The organism is Bradyrhizobium sp. SZCCHNR1093 (assembly GCF_032381175.1).
Lineage (GTDB): Bacteria > Pseudomonadota > Alphaproteobacteria > Rhizobiales > Xanthobacteraceae > Bradyrhizobium.
In genome coordinates this window covers 318848-338274 of sequence record NZ_JAUHJJ010000004.1, presented here as the reverse complement: position 1 = coordinate 338274, position 19427 = coordinate 318848, and the positions used below count along the sequence as shown (strand labels likewise).

Sequence of the window (19427 nt, the reverse complement as noted above, 5' to 3'; positions counted from 1 at the left end):
CGACCAATGGCAGCTTCGTGCCCTTGATTGGACAATTCTTTACCCCGGGCAGTGTCTCCAGCCCTGGGATCGCGAGGCTTCCAACCGGCACCCTACCGGCGTCTGCGGCGCAAGGCGTCCAGATGATGCCGTGGAATCCATGATCGACCTCTAAGAGCTGCAAGCCAGCGGCGTGGGCGGAGGAGGTCAGGAGTAGGAGGACGAACGAGAGGGCAGCGAATGTGCGGTCTAGCAATATGATCTCCTCCTGACATGTAGCTCGGCGCGCTCTCGCGAGGGTTGCGTCGATCAAGTTCGCGGTGCGCAATGGTCTAGCGAGCTTGTCATGCTGTCAGGAGCGCTTCGCGTCCGTCGTCGCGATGTCCTTGACGGTTCAACGCCAGCCCAAGCTTGATTCATGACAACATTGTTAAATCACGCTTTCGAGATCGTGCGGCAACTCTCCGTTTATCATCATTGCGAGGCGCACTTTCGATGCTCAATTGATCGTGCCTTCAGCGTAACCGATCAGGAGGAATTCAAAATCGGCACATTGCAGAGATAGCAACTGCGATTCGTCATCGACCACCTCGAAGCGTATTCCCTCCCGCTGCCAATGACCGATGTCCCTGACGTCCAGACGGAAACCGTCCATGCGGTCCAGGTGTCCGATCCTGACCTCGACCGCGCCGATGAAGCGCAATTCCAGCCGCGGTTCGGTTCGCGATCGATCCGTCAGGAGCACCAGCTCGACGATGCAAGTCGGTTGTCCAGAATACAGATGCTCGACCGTCAGCCGGCGAATCTCGTGAAACGCCCATGGCCGCAGCGCATGGAATTTGTCTATCTTCGACTCGCTCATTGGATCGAGAGCCTTGTATCACGCGAGGTTGCTAACGACGGACGGATTGGATGAGCCCAGCGTCGCCGTCCGTTCTGGCATGCGTGAGAGATGTGTAGGGTGGGCAAAGGCGCCCCAATTCTTTTGCTCTTGTCCGCGACCGTATGAGCGCGCCGTGCCCACCATTCCGGTGCACCGTTGCCGCTGGTGGGCGCGCGTCCACCTTGCGGCGGACGCTTTGCCAACCCTACGGACTACGCGTTTGCTGCGGCTACCCCGCCGACGAGCTACGACATGGCGATGCTGGCGCGCAACTCCGCAAGACCCAAACGAAATATGTGGGACATCTGCTTCATGTCTTCTTCGGACCAAGCTGGATCATAGTGCGTGCCGATCGGCGTTACGGAGGGGAGATTATTGGCCCAGAACAACTTGTCGTAAACGTATCCTGCCTCACTCAAACTGTGCTCATGAAGGCTACGCACACCTGATTTAAAGCTGTGCGCGTCATCGAGCATGTTCCAGGCATTGAGGAATGCCGCGGGATCAATATCCCGAATCGCAGCATTCGTACACCACGCTGCAATACGATCGAAGTCATAGACCACGGCTGGCTCTGCCATGAGCGATATGCCAGCTACGCGACAGAATTCGGCGGCCCCGCTTTCGTCTCGGAAAGTAGCGATCTTTCCATTCGACAGACGTATCAACTCGTCCGTATTGTTCGACGCCCAAATGACGTAGGGGCGTTGCCCGTCAAATAGAAATTGACAGAGGTAGTAGTTGCGTTGACCCATGGATAGTTTTCCGATCAGTAACTTCGGCAGAGCTCCTCAATCATTATTGCCAAGCGCGATTTGGTCGATGCAATCTAGTACGGATGCCTTGGCAAAAACTGGATTGCGTCGCTGCGCTCGCGATGACGATGCGGCGAGAGCCGCGCGCGTCACTTCCAACTACGTCCGGGGCCGCCTCGGCCGCTTGACCGGATGCAGCCGCGGCGTGCGGGCGACGCGCGGACGTAGTCGCGTCGCCGCCGCGCGTTTCGGCTTGGCGGGGACCTGTGGCCGGGCCAGCTCCATCAGCAGGCGCAGGGCCTCGATGACGGAGCGCGTGCGCACGGCGCTGCGGCCGATGGCGCCGAAGCGGTGCTCGCGGTGGGTGATGCGGCCGTCGCGGGCGGCGACGGCGAAATGGACCAGGCCGACCGGCTTGCCGGGGGTGGCGCCGCCGGGGCCGGCAATGCCGGTAATGGCCACCGCGAGGTCGACGTCGGCGCGCTCCAGGGCGCCGACCGCCATCTGAATCGCGGTCTCCTTGGAGACGGCGCCGAAGGTCTGCAAGGTGGAGGCCTCGACGCCGAGCATCGCGCGCTTGGCCTCGTTGGAGTAGGTGACGAAGCCGCGGTCGATGACGTCGGACGAGCCGGGGATGTCGGTCAGCGCTGCGGCGACCAGGCCGCCGGTGCAGGACTCGGCGGTCGCGATCATCAGCTTGCGCGACCGGCACAGGTCGAGCAGCGAGCGGGCCAGCGCGCTGGTAGAGCCGATTTGACGTTCGCTGGCCATGGCTGCGTTGTCCTCATCCGACCGTCAGATCGAAAGCTCCACGAGCGGTGACAGGGTGGTGCGCCTCTAGGCGCTCCACGGCAGACGGATCGTCGCGCTCGCCGTCGCTGCGATGCCTTCCTCGCGGCCGGTGAAGCCGAGCCGCTCGCTGGTGGTGGCCTTCACCGCGATGCGCGAGATGTCGACGCCGGTGATCTCGGCGATGCGGGCGCGCATCTGGTCGCGCAGGGGGCCGATCTTCGGGCGCTCGCAGATCATCGTGACCTCGAGATTGGCGACCCGGCCGCCGCGCGCGGTCACGCGCTCGATGGCGTATTTCAGGAACTGGTCGGATGCGGCGCCTTTCCACTTCATGTCGGAGGGCGGGAAGTGCGAGCCGATGTCGCCATCGGCCAGGGCGCCCAAAATTGCATCAACCAGAGCGTGCAGACCGACGTCACCGTCGGAGTGGGCAAGGAACCCCTTGCTATGCGGCACACGCAGGCCGCACAGCCAGACATGGTCGCCTTCGCCGAAGGCGTGGACGTCGTAGCCGGTGCCGGTCCGGATGTCGCCGAGCTGCGCGGCAAGGCGCGCTTCCTCGCGCACGAAATCTTCCGGTGTGGTGAGCTTCATGTTGGCAACATCGCCCTCAAAGGTCGCGACGGTCAATCCCGCCCATTCGGCGATCGCCGCATCATCTGTGAACTCGGTGAGGCCGTCGCGCGCGGCGCGGCGGTGTGCCTCCAGGATCGTGTCGAACTTGAAGGTCTGCGGCGTCTGGGCGATGCGCAGCTTCGCGCGCTCCGGTGTCGCGGTGATGTCGCCGCCCGTGCCGACTTCCTTGATGGTGTCGGTGACCGGCACCACGGGAATCGCCGCACCGGTCTTGCCGGCCGCTCGAATCGCGCGCGAGATCACGGCGGGCGTGACGAACGGGCGCGCGGCATCGTGGATCAGCACGATGTCGGGCTTGTGCGGCGCCAGCGCTTCCAGGCCTGCGAGCACCGAGGCCTGGCGCGTCGCACCGCCATGCGCCGGGACCTCGTGGCGCAGGCCGAAGACGGCTGCGTTGAAGATGTCGATGTCGTCGGGGTTCACCACCGGCTGGACCACCGCCACCTCGGGGTGATCGGCGAAGGCGGCGAGCGCGCGATGGATGACCGTGCGGCCGCCGATCATGCGGTATTGCTTCGGACCGCCGGCGCCGGCGCGCAGGCCACGTCCGGCCGCGACGAGAATGGCTGCAGTCCGCTGAGAAGTCGTCATGGGAACAGGGTATCGATGCAAAGGGAGATGATGGGTTCGCGGCTTCTTACATCTGCAGAACATGTTAAGCGAGCAGGATCACACGTTGCCTGAGCGGCAACTGCGATCGCGATGCATGTGCCGGGAGGCGCCGTGGCCTCGAGCGGACCGATCGCCCTGCCGCCTGTGGGCATCCTCGCTGAGCCATGCAAAAATCCGGCGGCTCACGGGTTTACCATGACTGCCGAACAAGCATATTTTGCTGCACTGCACTTGAAATGCTGATTGTCTTGGCTAAAGTGTAGGCATGACGCTTGACTGCCCAAGATTTGTGCTTGAGAGTACAGCGCAGACGCGATGATGCGTCCGAAGAGCTTTAAGAGTCGTTCGTGACCGGTCCGGCCAATACACACGCCAAAGCCTTGAAGATAGGCGACGTTTCACTCGCCAACCGGGCCATTCTCGCGCCGATGTCGGGCATCACCGACGCGCCGTTCCGCCGACTCGCGGCCGAGCTCGGCGCCGGGCTGGTGGTGTCCGAGATGACCGCGAGCGACGATCTCGTGCGCGGGCGGTGGATATCCCGGTTGCGCTGCGAGGCGAGCGGCGTCGGGCCGCATGTGGTGCAGCTCGCCGGCTGCGAGGCGCATTGGATGGCCGAGGGCGCGAGGGTCGCCGAGGAGGGCGGCGCTGATATCATCGACATCAACATGGGCTGCCCGGCGCGCCACGTGACCGGCGGCCAGTCCGGCTCGGCCCTGATGCGTGATCTCGATCATGCGCTGACCCTGATCGAGGCGACGGTCGAGGCCGTCGATGTGCCCGTGACGCTGAAGATGCGGCTCGGCTGGGACCAGGGCAGCCTCAATGCACCGGAGCTGGCGCGCCGCGCCGAAGCCGCGGGCGTGCAGCTGATCACCGTGCACGGCCGCACGCGGCAGCAGTTCTACAAGGGCGAGGCCGACTGGAGCGCGGTGCGCGCGGTGAAGGATGCCGTCGATCTGCCGGTCGTCGTCAACGGCGACATCACCACCTACGAAGACGCGCGCGAGGCGCTCGATACGTCCGGCGCCGATGCCGTGATGATCGGGCGCGGCGCGCAAGGACAGCCGTGGCTGCCCGGCCAGATCGGCCGCCGGCTCGACGGCGGTGCGGAAGAGGGCGCGCCCGAACTGGCGCAGCAGCTCAGTCTTCTCACCGCGCTCTATGACGAGATCTGCCGTCACTATGGCGCGCGTGTCGGCCTGCGCCACGCCCGCAAGCATCTCAGCTGGGGGCTCGACGTCGCCGCCCAGCACGCCCAGGCGCCGGCCGAAAAACGGAAGGCATGGCGCGAAAAGATCCTGACGTCCGAGCAGCCATCCCAGGTGCATCGGGCGCTGCGTGAGGCTTTCGACGATTTTGCCTGGAGTGCAGCCGCATGAGCTCAGCCGCAGAACAGCGCAAGCGACTTCCGTCGGATGGCGACGCCATCCTCAACGCTTTGCCGAATCCGGTCCTCGTCATCGGCCCGGATGGCATGATCGTGGACGCCAACATGGCGGCGGAATCCTTCTTCGATTCCTCGACGCAGTTTTTGCAGCGGCAGTCGCTGAAGAAGCTGGTGCCGTTCGGCAGCCCCTTGCTGGCGCTGATCGACCAGGTCCGCACCACCAGCGCGCCGGTCAATGAATACAAGGTCGATCTGGGCACGCCGCGCACCGGCGCCGATCGGCTCGTCGACCTGCACGTCGCGCCGCTGCCGGAGCGCCCCGGCCATATCGTGGTGATGCTGCAGGAGCGCACCATCGCCGACAAGATGGACCGCCAGCTCACGCATCGCAGCGCTGCGCGCTCGGTGATCGCGCTGGCCGCGATGCTGGCGCACGAGATCAAGAACCCGCTGTCGGGCATCCGTGGCGCCGCGCAGCTTTTGGAGCAGCAGGCCTCCTCCGAGGACCGCATGCTGACCCGGCTGATCTGCGACGAGGCCGACCGCATCGTCACTTTGGTCGACCGCATGGAGGTGTTCGGCGACGACCGCCCGGTGGCGCGCGGGCCCGTGAACATCCATTCCGTGCTCGATCACGTGAAGCGGCTGGCGCAGTCGGGCTTTGCCCGCAACATCCGCTTCGTCGAGGATTACGATCCGTCGCTGCCGCCGGTGCTCGCCAACCAGGATCAACTGATCCAGGTGTTCCTGAACCTGGTCAAGAATGCCGCGGAAGCGGTCGTCGATCTCGGCTCGGATGCCGAGATCCAGCTCACCACGGCCTTCCGCCCGGGCGTGCGCCTGTCGGTGCCCGGCAAGAAATCGCGGGTGTCGCTGCCGCTGGAGTTCTGCGTCAGGGACAACGGCCCCGGCGTGCCGGAAGACCTGATGCCCAATCTGTTCGATCCGTTCGTGACCACCAAGCCGACCGGAAGCGGCCTCGGACTTGCATTGGTCGCGAAGATCGTCGGCGACCATGGCGGGATCATCGAGTGCGAGTCGCAGCCGCGCAAGACGACCTTCCGGGTGCTGATGCCGATGTACAGCGCAGCCAGACAACCAGACCACGGCCATCGCGATGACGTTTCGGGGACGCCGTTGCATGCCTCACAGGGATCAAATTGAGGACCACCTATGCCTGCAGGTAGCATTCTCGTTGCCGACGACGATACGGCCATCCGCACGGTCCTGAACCAGGCGCTGTCACGCGCCGGCTATGAGGTGCGGCTGACCGGCAACGCCGCCACGCTGTGGCGCTGGGTGAGCCAGGGCGAGGGCGATCTCGTCATCACCGACGTGGTGATGCCGGACGAGAACGCGTTCGACCTGCTGCCGCGGATCAAGAAGATGCGGCCCAACCTGCCGGTCATCGTGATGAGCGCGCAGAACACCTTCATGACCGCCATCAAGGCGTCGGAGCGCGGCGCCTATGAGTATCTGCCGAAGCCGTTCGACCTGAAGGAGCTGATCGCGATCGTCGGCCGTGCCTTGGCCGAGCCGAAGGAGCGTGCGGCGAGCCAGCCCGACGACGGCGAGTTCGAATCGATCCCTCTGGTCGGCCGCTCGCCGGCGATGCAGGACATCTACCGCGTGCTGGCGCGACTGATGCAGACCGACCTCACGGTGATGATCTCCGGCGAGAGCGGCACCGGCAAGGAGCTGGTGGCGCGCGCGCTGCACGATTACGGCAAGCGCCGCAACGGCCCGTTCGTTGCGGTCAACATGGCGGCGATCCCGCGCGACCTGATCGAGTCGGAACTGTTCGGGCACGAGCGCGGCGCCTTCACTGGCGCCAACACCCGAGCGTCCGGCCGTTTCGAGCAGGCCGAGGGCGGCACGCTGTTCCTGGACGAGATCGGCGACATGCCGATGGAGGCGCAGACGCGGCTTTTGCGCGTGCTGCAGCAGGGCGAGTACACCACCGTCGGCGGCCGCACCCCGATCAAGACCGACGTGCGCATCGTCGCCGCCTCCAACAAGGACCTGCGCATCCTGATCCAGCAGGGGCTGTTCCGCGAGGATCTGTTCTTCCGCCTCAACGTCGTGCCGCTGCGGCTGCCTCCCTTGCGCGAGCGCATCGAGGACCTGCCGGATCTCGTCCGGCATTTCTTCGCGCTGGCCGAGAAGGACGGCCTGCCGCCGAAGAAGCTCGATGCCGCGGCGCTGGAGCGGCTCAAGCAGCACCGCTGGCCGGGCAATGTCCGCGAGCTGGAGAATCTCGCCCGGCGTTTGGCCGCGCTGTATCCGCAGGACGTGATCACTGCCTCGGTGATCGATGGCGAGCTGGCGCCGCCGGCAGTCACGACCGGCTCGAACACGCCGACCTCGATCGACAATCTCGGTGGCGCCGTGGAGGCCTATCTGTCGTCGCACTTCCAGGGGTTTCCCAACGGCGTGCCGCCGCCGGGGCTGTACCACCGCATTCTCAAGGAGATCGAGATTCCGCTGCTGACGGCAGCGCTGGCGGCGACCCGCGGCAACCAGATCCGCGCGGCCGATCTGCTCGGCCTCAACCGCAACACGCTGCGGAAGAAGATTCGCGACCTCGACATTCAGGTGTACCGCAGCGGCGCTTGATGGTGATTTGATACCTTTCCGGCGGGCTCAGGCCCGCCTCAGGTGAGAATTAATGTAGACAAATCCGCGACGCGCTCCGGCGCCGCGGATTTGTCGCAATTTGGCAACAGCGTGGTAGGAATGCATCAGTCCGATTCCCGGACATGCCGCGTTCAGCATCACCCACCTTGCCGGAATGACCAGCGCAGAGACCTCGGCCACCCCCTTCGATTCGTCGTCCACCGACGGCCGGCGCTGGACCTGGCGCACCTGGCTGGCGCCGGTGGCGGTGGCGCTCGCGCTGCTGTCGGCCTTCCTCACCTTCATCGTGCTGGTCGGGTTGACCCCGGTCGAGCCGACGACCGACGTCGTCAAGACCTTCTACCTGATCGACGCCGGAACGATCCTGGTCCTGGTCGGGATCATCATCCGCGAGGTCTGGCAGGTGGTGCAGGCCCGCCGGCGCGGCCGGGCGGCGGCGCGGCTGCACGTGCAGATCGTCAGCCTGTTCTCGGTGATCGCGGTATTGCCGGCGGTGCTGGTCGCCGTGGCGGCCAACGTCACCATCGATCGCGGCCTCGACCGGCTGTTCTCCGGACCGGCCAAGGTCGCGATCCAGAACTCGCTGACCATCGCGCGCGCCTACATGCAGGAGCACGCGCAATTCATCCGCGGTGACATCATCGGCATGGCGACCGACATCGCACGCGCGCGGCCGCTGTTCGACCAGGACCGCGCCAGCTTCCGCGAGCTGCTCACCACCAGCGCCGCCTCGCGCAACCTGCCGGGCGCGATGATCATCGACAAGAACACCAATCCGATCGTCTGGGCCGAGACCGGCGGGGTGCAACTGGCCTATTCGCCGCCGGCGCCCGAGTTCCTCAACAATGTCCGGGAGGAGGAGCCCGAGATCGCGGTCCTGCCGGAATCGAACTACGTCGCCGCGGTGATCCGGCTGCGCGCGTTCAACGACACCTTCCTCTACGTCGCGCGTCCGCTCGATCCGCAGGTCGTCGAGCAGCTCAAGCAGACCGAGCTGTCGGTCGCCGAATACGCCCAGGTCGAGGCGCGGCGCTTCGGCATCCAGATCGCCTTCGCGCTGATGTTCGCGGTGATCGCGCTGACCATCCTGATGGCCTCGGTGCTGATCGGGCTGAACTTCGCCAACTGGCTGGTGGCGCCGATCCGGCAATTGATGAATGCCGCGAACACCGTGTCGACCGGCGATCTCAACGTCCAGGTCCCGGTGCATCGCTCGGAGGGCGATCTCGCCCAGCTCGGCCAGACCTTCAACAAGATGACGCAGGAGCTGCGCACGCAGCGCGACGAGCTGGTCAGCGCCAGCGAATTGATCGACAGCCGGCGCCGCTTCATCGAGGCGGTGCTGTCGTCGGCCTCCGCCGGCATCATCGGCGTCGATGCCTCGGGCAGCGTCGGCATCCTCAACCGCTCGGCCGAGAAGCTGATTGGACATGCCGAGCAGGAGGTGCTGGATCATCCGCTCTCCGACGTGCTGCCCGAGCTCGACGACATGATGAAGACGGCGCGCGAGGGCAAGCAGCGGCTGGTGCAGGGGCAGATCACGATCCAGCGCGACGGCCACGAGCGCAATCTGTCGGTGCGCGTCACCGCCGAGCAGACCAACCAGGCGCGCGACAGCTACATCATCACGCTGGACGACATCACCGAGCTGGTCTCGGCGCAGCGCACGTCCGCCTGGGGCGACGTCGCGCGCCGCATCGCGCACGAGATCAAGAATCCGCTGACGCCGATTCAACTCTCGGCTGAGCGCATCCGCCGCAAATTCGGCAAGGTCATCACCGAGGACAAGGCGGTATTTGAGCAATGTACCGAGACGATCGTGCGGCAGGTCGACGACATCAGGCGAATGGTCGACGAGTTCTCGCGATTCGCGCGGATGCCGAAGCCGGTGATGGAAGGCGAGGACGTCGCCGACACCGTGCGGCAGGCCGTGTTCCTGATGAAGGTCGCGCATCCCGAGATCGACATCGAGACCGAGATCAAGCAGGACCCGTTGCGCGCGCAGTTTGACCGCCGCCTGATCTCGCAGGCGCTGACCAACATCATCAAGAACGCCACCGAGGCGATCGAGGTGGTGCCCGAGGCGGAGCTCGGCAAAGGCCGAATCGATGTCGTCGCCTCGCGCGAGGGTGAGGACGTGCTGATCGACGTCATCGACAACGGCATCGGTCTGCCGAAGGTGGCGCGGCAGCGGCTGCTCGAGCCCTATGTCACGACGCGCGCCAAGGGCACCGGCCTCGGGCTCGCCATCGTCGGCCGCGTGCTGGAAGACCATGGCGGCAAGCTCGAGCTGAAGGACGCGTCCGATTTCCGTCCCGGCCAGCGCGGCGCCTGGATGCGGCTGCGCTTTGCCGTCTCCGGCCAGGCCGCGAAGACGGGCGCGAAGGAGCAGGCGGGGGCGTCTGACAATGCGCAGAAGACCGAGGCCGGCGGCGAAACCGCTGACACGGTTCAAACGACCAATGATGAACCAAAAATCCAAGCCGCAACCGGCAGCTGACGAGACAGGCGTGACCCATGGCGAGTGATATTCTGATTGTCGACGATGAAGCCGATATCCGGGAGCTGGTCGCCGGCATCCTGGATGACGAAGGCTTCACGACGCGAACCGCGCGCGACAGCGATTCGGCGCTCGCGGAGATCACGAGCCGCCGTCCCAACCTGGTGTTCCTGGACATCTGGCTGCAGGGCTCCAAGCTCGACGGTCTGCAGCTCCTCGAGCAGATCAAGAAGGACCATCCCGACCTTCCGGTCGTGATGATCTCCGGCCACGGCAACATCGAAACGGCGGTCGCCGCGATCAAGCGCGGCGCCTATGACTTCATCGAGAAGCCGTTCAAGTCCGACCGCCTGATTCTGGTTGCCACGCGTGCGCTAGAGAATTCCCGGCTGAAGCGCGAGGTGCGCGAGCTCAAGCAGCTGGCGCCGACCGCGAGCAGCATGACCGGCCGCTCGCCATCGATGAACCAGTTGCGCCAGACCATCGAGCGCGCCGCCAAGGCCAACAGCCGCATCCTGATCGTCGGCCCGCCGGGCTCGGGCAAGGAGCTTGCCGCGCGTTCGCTGCACGCTCAATCGCCGCGCTCCGAGGGCCCGTTCGTCGTCATCAACGCCGCCGCGATCACGCCGGAGCGGATGGAGGAGGAGCTGTTCGGCATCGAGCAGTCGAACGGCGAGCAGTCGCGCAAGACCGGCGCGCTGGAAGAGGCCCATGGCGGCACGCTGTTCGTCGACGAGATCGCCGACATGCCGCGCGAGACGCAGAACAAGATCTTGCGCGTGCTGGTCGATCAGACGTTCCAGCGTGCGGGCGGGACCACCAAGGTGCACGTCGACGTGCGCATCATCTCCTCGACCGCACGGAATCTCGAGGAGGAAATTGCCGCCGGGCGTTTCCGCGAGGACCTCTATCACCGTCTGTCGGTGGTGCCGATCCGGGTTCCGCCGCTGTCGGAGCGCCGCGAGGACATTCCCGAGCTGATCGACTATTTCATGGAGCAGATTTCGGCCACGACCGGCCTGCCAAAGCGCCAGATCGGCCAGGACGCCATGGCCGTGCTGCAGTCGCATGTGTGGCCCGGCAACGTCCGTCAGCTTCGCAACAACGTCGAGCGTGTCATGATTCTGGCTGCCGGTGGACCGGAGGTGATCATCACCGCCGACATGCTGCCGCCGGATGTGGGATCGATGGTGCCGGCGATGCCGACCAGCAACAATGGCGAGCACATCATGGGCCTGCCGCTGCGCGAGGCACGCGAGGTGTTCGAGCGCGACTATCTGATCGCCCAGATCAGCCGCTTCTCGGGCAACATCTCGCGCACGGCCGAGTTCGTGGGCATGGAGCGGTCGGCCCTGCATCGCAAGCTGAAGGCGCTCGGCGTCGGCTGAGGCTCCAGCTCGGCCAAACCTGCCGACTGGACGAATTTACATTGGAAAATTCGTCCATTTCCGGAATTTTACGGATGAATCCGGTTGTTTTGGAACCGGCTTCCTTGCAAGCGGCTTGCCTAATATGCTCGCCTGTCTTCTAATCCGGCATCCCGTGGTCCCTCGAGGGGGATCTCAATGGACCATGGGCCACCTCGATGAATCCGGGGCCTGCGATCGGGACATCGAAGGTTCAATAAGAAAAAGCACAAGACTGCGAGACAATAACAATGGCGGCAGACCGCGCACAAAACCTACAAGACACCTTTCTAAACCATGTCCGCAAAACCAAGACGCCGCTCACGATCTTCCTGGTCAATGGCGTGAAGCTGCAGGGGATTGTCACATGGTTCGACAATTTCTGCCTGCTGCTCCGGCGCGACGGTCACTCGCAGCTCGTCTACAAGCATGCGATCTCCACCATCATGCCAGGCGCGCCGATCCAGTTGTTCGAAGGCGGCGAGGACGCGTCTGCGTGAGTGTGACCTGACGTGAGAGTGACCTGATTGGAACCCCGCGATCGCGAAGGGACCATCGGCCTGTCGAGGCCGGATGACAATAAGGGGACCGGGCTCGTCATCGTGGTCGGCCCCTACTTGCGAGCGCGCCGCGGCGACGATGGCGCGCAAGCAGGCCAATCCGACATGCGTGATTTCGAGGCGCGGATCGACGAGGCGGCGGGCCTCGCGCGGGCCATCGACCTGACCGTGGCCGAGGCCATTCTCACGCCGATCGGGCAGATCCGCCCCGCGACCTATCTCGGCAAGGGCAAGGTCGAAGAGATTGCCGGCGTGATCGCCGGCCATGGCGTCGAGCTGGTGGTGATGGATTGCGCGCTCTCGCCGATCCAGCAGCGAAACCTCGAGAAGGCCTGGAACACCAAGGTGCTCGACCGCACCGGCTTGATCCTGGAGATCTTCGGCCGCCGCGCCAAGACGAAGGAGGGTGCGCTGCAGGTCGAGCTCGCGCATCTCAACTATCAGCGCAGCCGCCTGGTGCGGTCCTGGACCCATCTCGAACGCCAGCGCGGCGGTTTCGGCTTCATGGGCGGTCCCGGCGAGACCCAGATCGAGGCCGACCGCCGGCTGATCGGCGACCGCATCACGCGGCTCGAGAACGAGCTGAAGAAGGTCCAGGCGACGCGGCGGCTGCATCGCGCCGGACGCCAGCGCGTGCCGTATCGCGTCGTGGCGCTGGTCGGCTACACCAATGCCGGCAAGTCGACGCTGTTCAATCGCCTGACGCGCGCCGACGTCCAGGCCGCCGACATGCTGTTCGCGACGCTCGATCCGACCTTGCGCGCGATCACGCTGCCGCATGGCGGCAAGGCGATGCTGTCGGACACCGTGGGCTTCATCTCCAACCTGCCGACGCAGCTCGTCGCCGCCTTCCGCGCCACGCTCGAGGAGGTGCTGGAGGCCGACGTGATCCTGCACGTCCGCGACATGTCGCACGAGGATGCCGAGGCGCAGCAGCACGATGTCGAGCTGGTGCTCAGCCAGCTCGGCATCGATCCCGAGGCCACCGACACCATCATCGAGGTCTGGAACAAGATCGATCGCCTCGACGAGGCGGCGCGCGAGAACCTCGCCAACATCGCCGCACGGCGGCCACCGGAGCGCCCGTGCCTGCTGGTCTCGGCCCAGACCGGGGAGGGCGTCGACGCGCTCCTGCAGACGATCGAGGACCGGCTCGCGGCGGCGCGGACGACGCTCGATCTCACCATCGATGCGGCCGACGGCGCCGGCATCTCCTGGCTGCATCGCAACGCCGAAGTGCTGGCCAAGGAGCTGCACGAGGGCCACTACGACATGACCGTGCGCGTCGATGCCACCAAGCGCGACATCGTGGTCGAGCGCTATCACGGCGTGCCCCGCGTGGCGTGAGCCTCGCGCGACGTCGTTTGCCTCTCGTGCAGGATGACATGCATCGCTGCGCCTATCCATCTGGCTACAAGGGCGTGATGTCGACGTGCAGCACGGCGGCTCGGCCGTCACCGAGGGCGGCGAGGCAGCGCTCGATCGCCGCATCGAGCTTGTCGGGATCGTCGACCCGCTCGCCATGGGCGCCGAATGCGCAGGCGATGTCGGCGAGACGACGCTGCTCGCCCTGGCGCCCGGTGCTGAGCCTAGAGAGGAAGGAGTCCGTGCGCTGTGCGGCGCCGTCCGGATAGACGCGCTGCACCGATGCCTTCACCGCCTGCCATCCGTTGTTGTCGAGGATCACGGTCAGGATCGGGAGCTGGCACTGCTGCGATAAGGCGTAGACGGAGTCCGGCGCGGCGAAATGATAGGCGCCGTCGCCGACGATCTGCACCACTCGCGCTGAGGGATTGGCGAGCTTGAGTCCGAGCGCCATGCCGCCGCTGAAGCCGAGGCCGCCGCCGGCCAGGCCCACATAGGTCATCGGCTTGGTGCGGCGAAGCTGCTGTTGCAGGATTGGCGCGTTGCGGACCGCCTCGTTGAGGACGATGTCGTCCTCCGACAGCAGCGCCTGCAACCGCGCAAACAAATAGGCCGGGTTGATCGCTCCGATCCGGCCCTTCTGTGCCGCCGCGGATATCCGTTTCGCCTGCGCGGCCTCGCGTGCCGGCTGCCAGCTCGCGATCCGGTCGCGCACTCTCGTGAGATAGGCGTCGTCGCCACGGGCAACGATGATCTCCAGCACCTGACGAAGAATGACGGCCGAATCGCCCTGAATACGGAGGTCGGTGGCAAATCCCCACATCGGGATGTCCGCCTTCAGGGCGTCGATATCGATCTGGATCCAGCGCAGCCGATCGGCGGCCTTCAGCATCTGCGGAATGAATGGCACGTCGATGTCGATGAGCAGCCCGAGATCGGCGCCGGCGACCAGCGCGGCCGGGTCGGAGCCGGCAAAGCAAGGGGAGTCCTGGCAGATGTTCATCGTGACGGGGTTGAACTCCGCGACACGGATTCCGCAGACCAGCGCCAGCCGCTCCAGCACAGAGACGGCCTCGGCGCTGCGTCCGAGATAAGCGGTCAGCGCGATCGGATTCTCCGCCTTCATCAGCGCGTCCGCGATGGCACGCGCGCGCTCCGGCTCGATCCCTCCCGCCTTGACGCTGCCACGGCGCGCGGGCGGGTAGGCCGGCATCGCCGCCTCGTCCCAGGTCTCGGCGAGGGTCTCGCGCGGCAGCATCATGTAGACCGGGCCGGGCGGATCGCTGTGCATGAACGCGGCAGCGCGGGCGACCGCCTCCTTGACGACGACACCCGACGGCAGCGTGTATTCCCATTTGACATAAGGACGCACGATGCTGCCCTGATCGAAACTCTCCTGCACGAAGTGGACGTAGGTGTCACGTCCTCCCGGCAGCTCGCCATGCATCGCGAACGGAGCCCGCCCTGCAAACAGCAGCACCGGCAGCCGGTAGCGAAAGGCGTTCTGAATCGCCATGCACGCATTCGCCGTGCCGGCATCGACATGGACGAACACGGCCTGGCCGCGGCCGGTCGCGCTCGCATAGCCCATTGCCATGTGCACCGCGACCACCTCGTGGGGACACAGGATCACCTCGGGGTGCCGTCGACCTTCGCTGTCCCAGCGTGCAATCTCCTCGATTAGCGAGACATGATCGGTGCCGAGATTGGCGAAGATGTAGTCGATGCCGATCTCGACGAGCGCCTCGAGGAAGTAATGCGCGGTGGTGTGGCGGGTCATGGCGCGACGACGCGGGTCAGGGCGACGACGGCATCGTCACGGCGCATGCTCTGACTTGCCTGTCCACGCAGGCGATCGACCAGGTCGTTGGGCTCGAGCGGTGCGGCCAAGCCGCGCCAGGCAATGTGCGAGTCCGGCCGCAGCACGAGCAGGCTGTCCGGGAATCCATAGCCGGCCTTTGCGCGCTCGACGTCGACGAGCGTCAAGGGAACGCCCTGGCGGGCCGCGGCGTCGACCAGTGGCATGACATCGACGGCCGGATCGAACCGCACCAGCGTGTAGGCCGGGCCAAGCGCATCCAGCAGCGATCGGCCATCGGCCAGCCAGACGTGCGGCGCGCGTGCGCCGGGCACTGTGGACGCGCTGAAATGGCCCATGCCGTAGGGCGGCGGCGTCTCGCCATCGTATGAGATCGCCGGAGACCGGTCGTAGTAATAGCCGAAATTCAAGCCGGCGCAGCAATATTGCTGCACGTTGAGATCATAGGCGGCCTTGCCGACCTTGCTGCGCGCCGCGTCGCCGACGGGGCCATCGATCTCCACCTCCGCAGGCACGGCGCGTCTCTGGCTCATCACCGCGAGCGCGTGGTTCATCGCGAAGTGCGACACCTGCTCGGTGATCGGCTGCCGCTCCGCTTCGTACGCGTCGAGCAGGGCAGGGGTGGCCCAGCCGTGGAGGACGCCGCCAAGCATCCAGCACAGGTCGACCGCATCGGCGATCCCTGCATTCATGCCGTAGCCGGCATAGGGGATCCACAGATGCGCCGCATCACCGCAGATGAAGGCGCGGCGATCGCGGAAGCGATCCGCCACCAGGCGACGTCCGATCCAGTCCTCCTTGCTGATGATCTCATACTGGAAACGGTCGTCGACACCGAGAATGGTGCGCAGTGCCCAATCGCGATCGACACTGTCGAACTCGAGCTCCTCGGCCGCGAGGTGGTTGTGGATCAGCCAGTTGTCGCGGCCGTCGATGGAGACGGTGGTCCCGCAGCGCCGCGGGTTGAGCGACATCGTCATCCAGGCCGGCTTCTGGGTGATCAGCTCCTTCAGCGCGGGAGCGTGGATGTAGGTCGACTGCACCCGCTGCACGACATCGGTGCCGCTGAGCCGTGAGCCGATGAGCTTGCGCACCGTGGAGCGGCCGCCGTCGCAGCCAATCAGATAGTCGGCCGAAATGGTGATGTCCCGGCCGGCGTCGAGATCGCGCGCCCGCGCGATCACGCCGTTTTCATCCTGGTCGAACCGATCGACCTGGACGCGGTTGAGAATCGTGATGCCGCGTTGCGCCTCTGCGCAAGCGAACAGGATCGGCTCGAGATAGATCTGATTGATGCGATGGGGCGGCTCGGGCGTCGGCCAATCGGTATCCGGCCCACCGGTTGCCGTGTAGCGGTCCTGGCGGCATGGGATCGGGATGCGCGTCAGCTCGCGGCCGACGACGGCGGTGCGATAGGCGCAGTCGTTTGGAAAATCAGCCGGCAGGCCGCCTTCGCGCACCTCGCGGACGATGCCGAGGCGGCGGAACACCTCCATCGAGCGCGCGGAGACGTGGTTGCATTTCACGTTGGGCGGCTCTCCGGCGCGCCTGATCTCCGCGACCACGACGTCGATGCCGCGCGAGGCGAGATCCATGGCGGCGGTCAGTCCGACCGGGCCGGCGCCCACGATGAGCACCTGGGTTCGTATCGTCTTCATGTCGGTTCTCTTGCTTTGATCTACGCGCGCTCGGGCGTGGAGAGCGCACTGCGTTGCGCATCGTCGGCGCTCGGAAGACTGCCGCGCATGCCGAGGACCGCGAGGCCGAGGATCACCAGCGCCGAGAACAGTTGCGGTACCGCGCTGGCCTGAAACAGCGAGGAGACGTCCCATTTCGCCGCGAGCATCAACCCGCCGATCGTGACGCCGAGGATCGAGCCGAAGCGGCCGATGCCCAGTGCCCAGCCGATGCCGGTGCCGCGGATGTAGGTCGGATAGATGCGCGCCGCGTAGGCGTTGCAGCCGATCTGTCCGCCGATCACCGCGACGCCGGCAATGAAGACGGCCGGCACGAGAATCGGCAACGAGGCTCCCGCGAGACCGATGGTGATGATCGAGAGGAAGCCGGCAACGTAGGTCGCGAACAGGACGCGATCGAAGCCGAACTTTTCGATCAGCAGGCCGAGCCCGACGGTGCCGAGCATGCCGCCGAGCTGGAAGGCGATGCCGACGGAGATCGCCGCCTGGACGTCGAGCCCGACACCATGTGTGAGCGTCGGCAGCCAGCTGTTGAGGAAATAGATGTCCATCATGTTCATGAAGAACATGACCCACAGCAGCAAGGTCGGCAGCAGACGCCGCTTGGTGAACAGCTGTGGCAGCAGAAAGCCTTTGCCGCTCTCCTCGATGATCGTAAAGCGCGCGTCGGCGGGCAGGCGGTCCGACGGATCGATCCGCGTCAGCAGCGCGCGCACGCGATCATTCTTGTTGTCGTCGAGGGCCAGCAGCGAGAGCGATTCCGGCAGCCAGATAATGAGGACGGGACAGAGGATGAGCGGCAGAATGCCGCCGATGAGAAAGATGATCTGCCAGCCATAGGCGGTGATGAGCTTGGCCGCGACCGCTCCGCCGATCGCCGATCCCAGCGACACCGTCATGAACATCAGCATGATCAACAGGGTCCTGCGACGCTGCGGCGAATATTCGCCGGTCAGAGCGATCGTGTTGGGCAGGACGCCGCCGAGCCCGAGGCCGGTGAGGAACCGAATGATGACGAGGTCGGATACGCTCGTGGCCTGGGTGGTCGCCAGCGATCCAAGCGCGAACACGAGAACGCCGGCGACGACGAGCCATTTGCGCCCGAGATAGTCGGCCAGCGCGCCGAGCACCAGCGAGCCGATCATCACGCCGAACAGGGACGCGCCAAACACCGGTCCCAGGGCGCCCGGCGCCAGATGCAGGTCCTTGCTGAGGGCAGGGGCGACGAAGCCGAGCGCCTGGGCATCGAAGCCGTCGAGCCCGACGACCAACGCGCACAGGCAGATCACCCTGATCTGGAATCCCGACAGCGGCCGCTCGTCGACGTAGCGCGTGAGATTGATCGCTTGCGTCAAATGTCCCTCCCCATGTGCTTGTTGTTGCCTGGCCGCTTCACCGCAGCCGCCGGCTGTTTGCAAATATGTTGCATGATCAGACTCTTTCGATTAGCCACAAAATTCTCATTCATTCATAAGGAAAGCTAATGCCCCCGACCTTGCGGCAATTGGAGGCCCTGGTCCTGGTGTATCGGCTCGGCAGCATCACCAAGGCGGCCGCCGAGCTGCGCGTCACGCAGTCGGCGATCAGCCTGCTGATCCGGCAGATCGAGGAGAACTTTCAGCTCAAGCTGTTCGATCGCACGACGCGGGCGCTGCACCCGACGGCGGCCTGCCGCGAGGCGATTACCGCGGCGGAACGCATCCTGGCGGGGACGCAGGGGCTGTCGCAGCGGATGCGCGACCTGGCCGAGATCAAAGCCGGCCGAATTTCCATCGCGGTCTCAGCGGGCGTCGCGTCGGCGCTGCTTCCACGCGTGTTTGCGACGTTTCGATCGCGCCATCCCGAGGTGCGCATCGATCTGCGTGATGTCGCGCCCGACGAGCTGCTCGCGATCGTGATGGCCGGGCATGCGGAGTTCGGCCTCGGCAGCGTGGAGGACGAGGGCGTACCGGAGGTCAGGATTGAGACGCTGATGCAAAGTCCGCTCTCGGCGATCGGCATCAAGGACGGCCGGTTCGAGAAGCACCGCCGTCTGACGTGGGACGGCATCATGAGCTCCGACCTGATCACGATGCGTCACGGCACGCGCATCCGCCGCCAGATCGACGAGGCGCTGGCGGAGACCGGGCGGTCGCTGAAGCCTGCCTGGGAAGTGTCGCTGATCACGACCGCGCTGGCGCTCACGGCGGAGGGCGCCGGCATCAGCATCCTACCCGCGCACATGCTGCCCAAGGCACAATTTCCGACCTTGGCCGCGATCCCGCTGTCGCAGCCGACGATTCATCGGCACGTCTCGCTGCTGAGCCGCGCCGACTTTGGATTGTCGCCGGCCGCCCAGCGCTTCGTCGAGATCGCAAGGGCCGAGCTGTCGCGCAAGGGCGGCTGATCACGACCTC

Annotated in this window: 15 protein-coding genes; 8 read left to right on the top strand and 7 right to left on the bottom strand. The window is 65.5% G+C overall.

Going from position 1 to position 19427, the window contains the following annotated elements; genetic code table 11:
• Positions 1-478 precede the first annotated feature (478 nt).
• The 4 genes from QX070_RS16200 to QX070_RS16185 form a co-directional block, all read right to left on the bottom strand.
• Positions 479-841, bottom strand: coding sequence for a hypothetical protein (locus tag QX070_RS16200; RefSeq protein WP_315738017.1), 363 nt, complete (start codon positions 839-841; stop codon positions 479-481).
• A gap of 266 nt (positions 842-1107) precedes the next feature.
• Positions 1108-1617, bottom strand: coding sequence for a hypothetical protein (locus QX070_RS16195; protein WP_315738016.1), 510 nt, complete (start codon positions 1615-1617; stop codon positions 1108-1110).
• Positions 1618-1776: 159 nt separating this feature from the next.
• Positions 1777-2388: a CinA family protein gene (locus QX070_RS16190; protein ID WP_315738015.1), complete on the bottom strand. Its 612-nt coding sequence runs from the start codon at positions 2386-2388 to the stop codon at positions 1777-1779.
• A 66-nt stretch (positions 2389-2454) separates the two neighbouring features.
• A complete protein-coding gene (locus tag QX070_RS16185; protein ID WP_315738014.1) occupies positions 2455-3636 on the bottom strand; it encodes a bifunctional 2-C-methyl-D-erythritol 4-phosphate cytidylyltransferase/2-C-methyl-D-erythritol 2,4-cyclodiphosphate synthase in 1182 nt (393 codons plus the stop codon).
• Positions 3637-4085: 449 nt separating this feature from the next.
• On the opposite strand from QX070_RS16185, the gene dusB reads away from it, so the two are divergent.
• From dusB to hflX, 7 genes are all read left to right on the top strand, one after another.
• Complete coding sequence (gene dusB, locus QX070_RS16180) at positions 4086-5039, top strand: tRNA dihydrouridine synthase DusB (protein WP_315738314.1); 954 nt, start codon at positions 4086-4088, stop codon at positions 5037-5039.
• Positions 5036-6211, top strand: a complete 1176-nt coding sequence (locus tag QX070_RS16175; protein ID WP_315738013.1) for a nitrogen regulation protein NR(II) — start codon at positions 5036-5038, stop codon at positions 6209-6211. The genes dusB and QX070_RS16175 overlap by 4 nt, the downstream gene beginning before the upstream one ends.
• 9 nt (positions 6212-6220) lie before the next feature.
• The gene (ntrC, locus tag QX070_RS16170) at positions 6221-7663 is read left to right on the top strand and encodes a nitrogen regulation protein NR(I) (protein WP_315711890.1); all 1443 of its coding nucleotides are present in this window, start codon (positions 6221-6223) and stop codon (positions 7661-7663) included.
• Positions 7664-7838: 175 nt separating this feature from the next.
• A complete protein-coding gene (locus QX070_RS16165) occupies positions 7839-10184 on the top strand; it encodes a PAS domain-containing sensor histidine kinase (protein WP_315738012.1) in 2346 nt (781 codons plus the stop codon).
• Positions 10185-10201: 17 nt separating this feature from the next.
• The gene (locus QX070_RS16160; RefSeq protein ID WP_315738011.1) at positions 10202-11572 is read left to right on the top strand and encodes a sigma-54 dependent transcriptional regulator; all 1371 of its coding nucleotides are present in this window, start codon (positions 10202-10204) and stop codon (positions 11570-11572) included.
• 269 nt (positions 11573-11841) lie between these two features.
• The gene (gene hfq, locus QX070_RS16155; RefSeq protein WP_006613906.1) at positions 11842-12090 is read left to right on the top strand and encodes an RNA chaperone Hfq; all 249 of its coding nucleotides are present in this window, start codon (positions 11842-11844) and stop codon (positions 12088-12090) included.
• 27 nt (positions 12091-12117) lie between these two features.
• Positions 12118-13497: a GTPase HflX gene (hflX, locus tag QX070_RS16150; protein ID WP_315738010.1), complete on the top strand. Its 1380-nt coding sequence runs from the start codon at positions 12118-12120 to the stop codon at positions 13495-13497.
• Positions 13498-13561: 64 nt separating this feature from the next.
• Here the strand turns inward: hflX and QX070_RS16145 are convergent, their stop codons facing one another.
• From QX070_RS16145 to QX070_RS16135, 3 genes are read right to left on the bottom strand one after another with little or no spacing between them, the layout of a single operon-like run.
• Entirely contained in the window at positions 13562-15295 is a 1734-nt protein-coding gene (locus tag QX070_RS16145; RefSeq protein WP_315738009.1) for a thiamine pyrophosphate-requiring protein, read from the bottom strand.
• Complete coding sequence (locus tag QX070_RS16140) at positions 15292-16992, bottom strand: FAD-dependent oxidoreductase (protein WP_315738008.1); 1701 nt, start codon at positions 16990-16992, stop codon at positions 15292-15294. The genes QX070_RS16145 and QX070_RS16140 overlap by 4 nt, the downstream gene beginning before the upstream one ends.
• 20 nt (positions 16993-17012) lie before the next feature.
• Positions 17013-18386: an MFS transporter gene (locus tag QX070_RS16135; RefSeq protein WP_315738007.1), complete on the bottom strand. Its 1374-nt coding sequence runs from the start codon at positions 18384-18386 to the stop codon at positions 17013-17015.
• A gap of 128 nt (positions 18387-18514) precedes the next feature.
• Between QX070_RS16135 and QX070_RS16130 the strand changes: the two genes are divergently transcribed.
• Complete coding sequence (locus tag QX070_RS16130) at positions 18515-19417, top strand: LysR family transcriptional regulator (RefSeq protein ID WP_315738006.1); 903 nt, start codon at positions 18515-18517, stop codon at positions 19415-19417.
• Positions 19418-19427 lie beyond the last annotated feature (10 nt).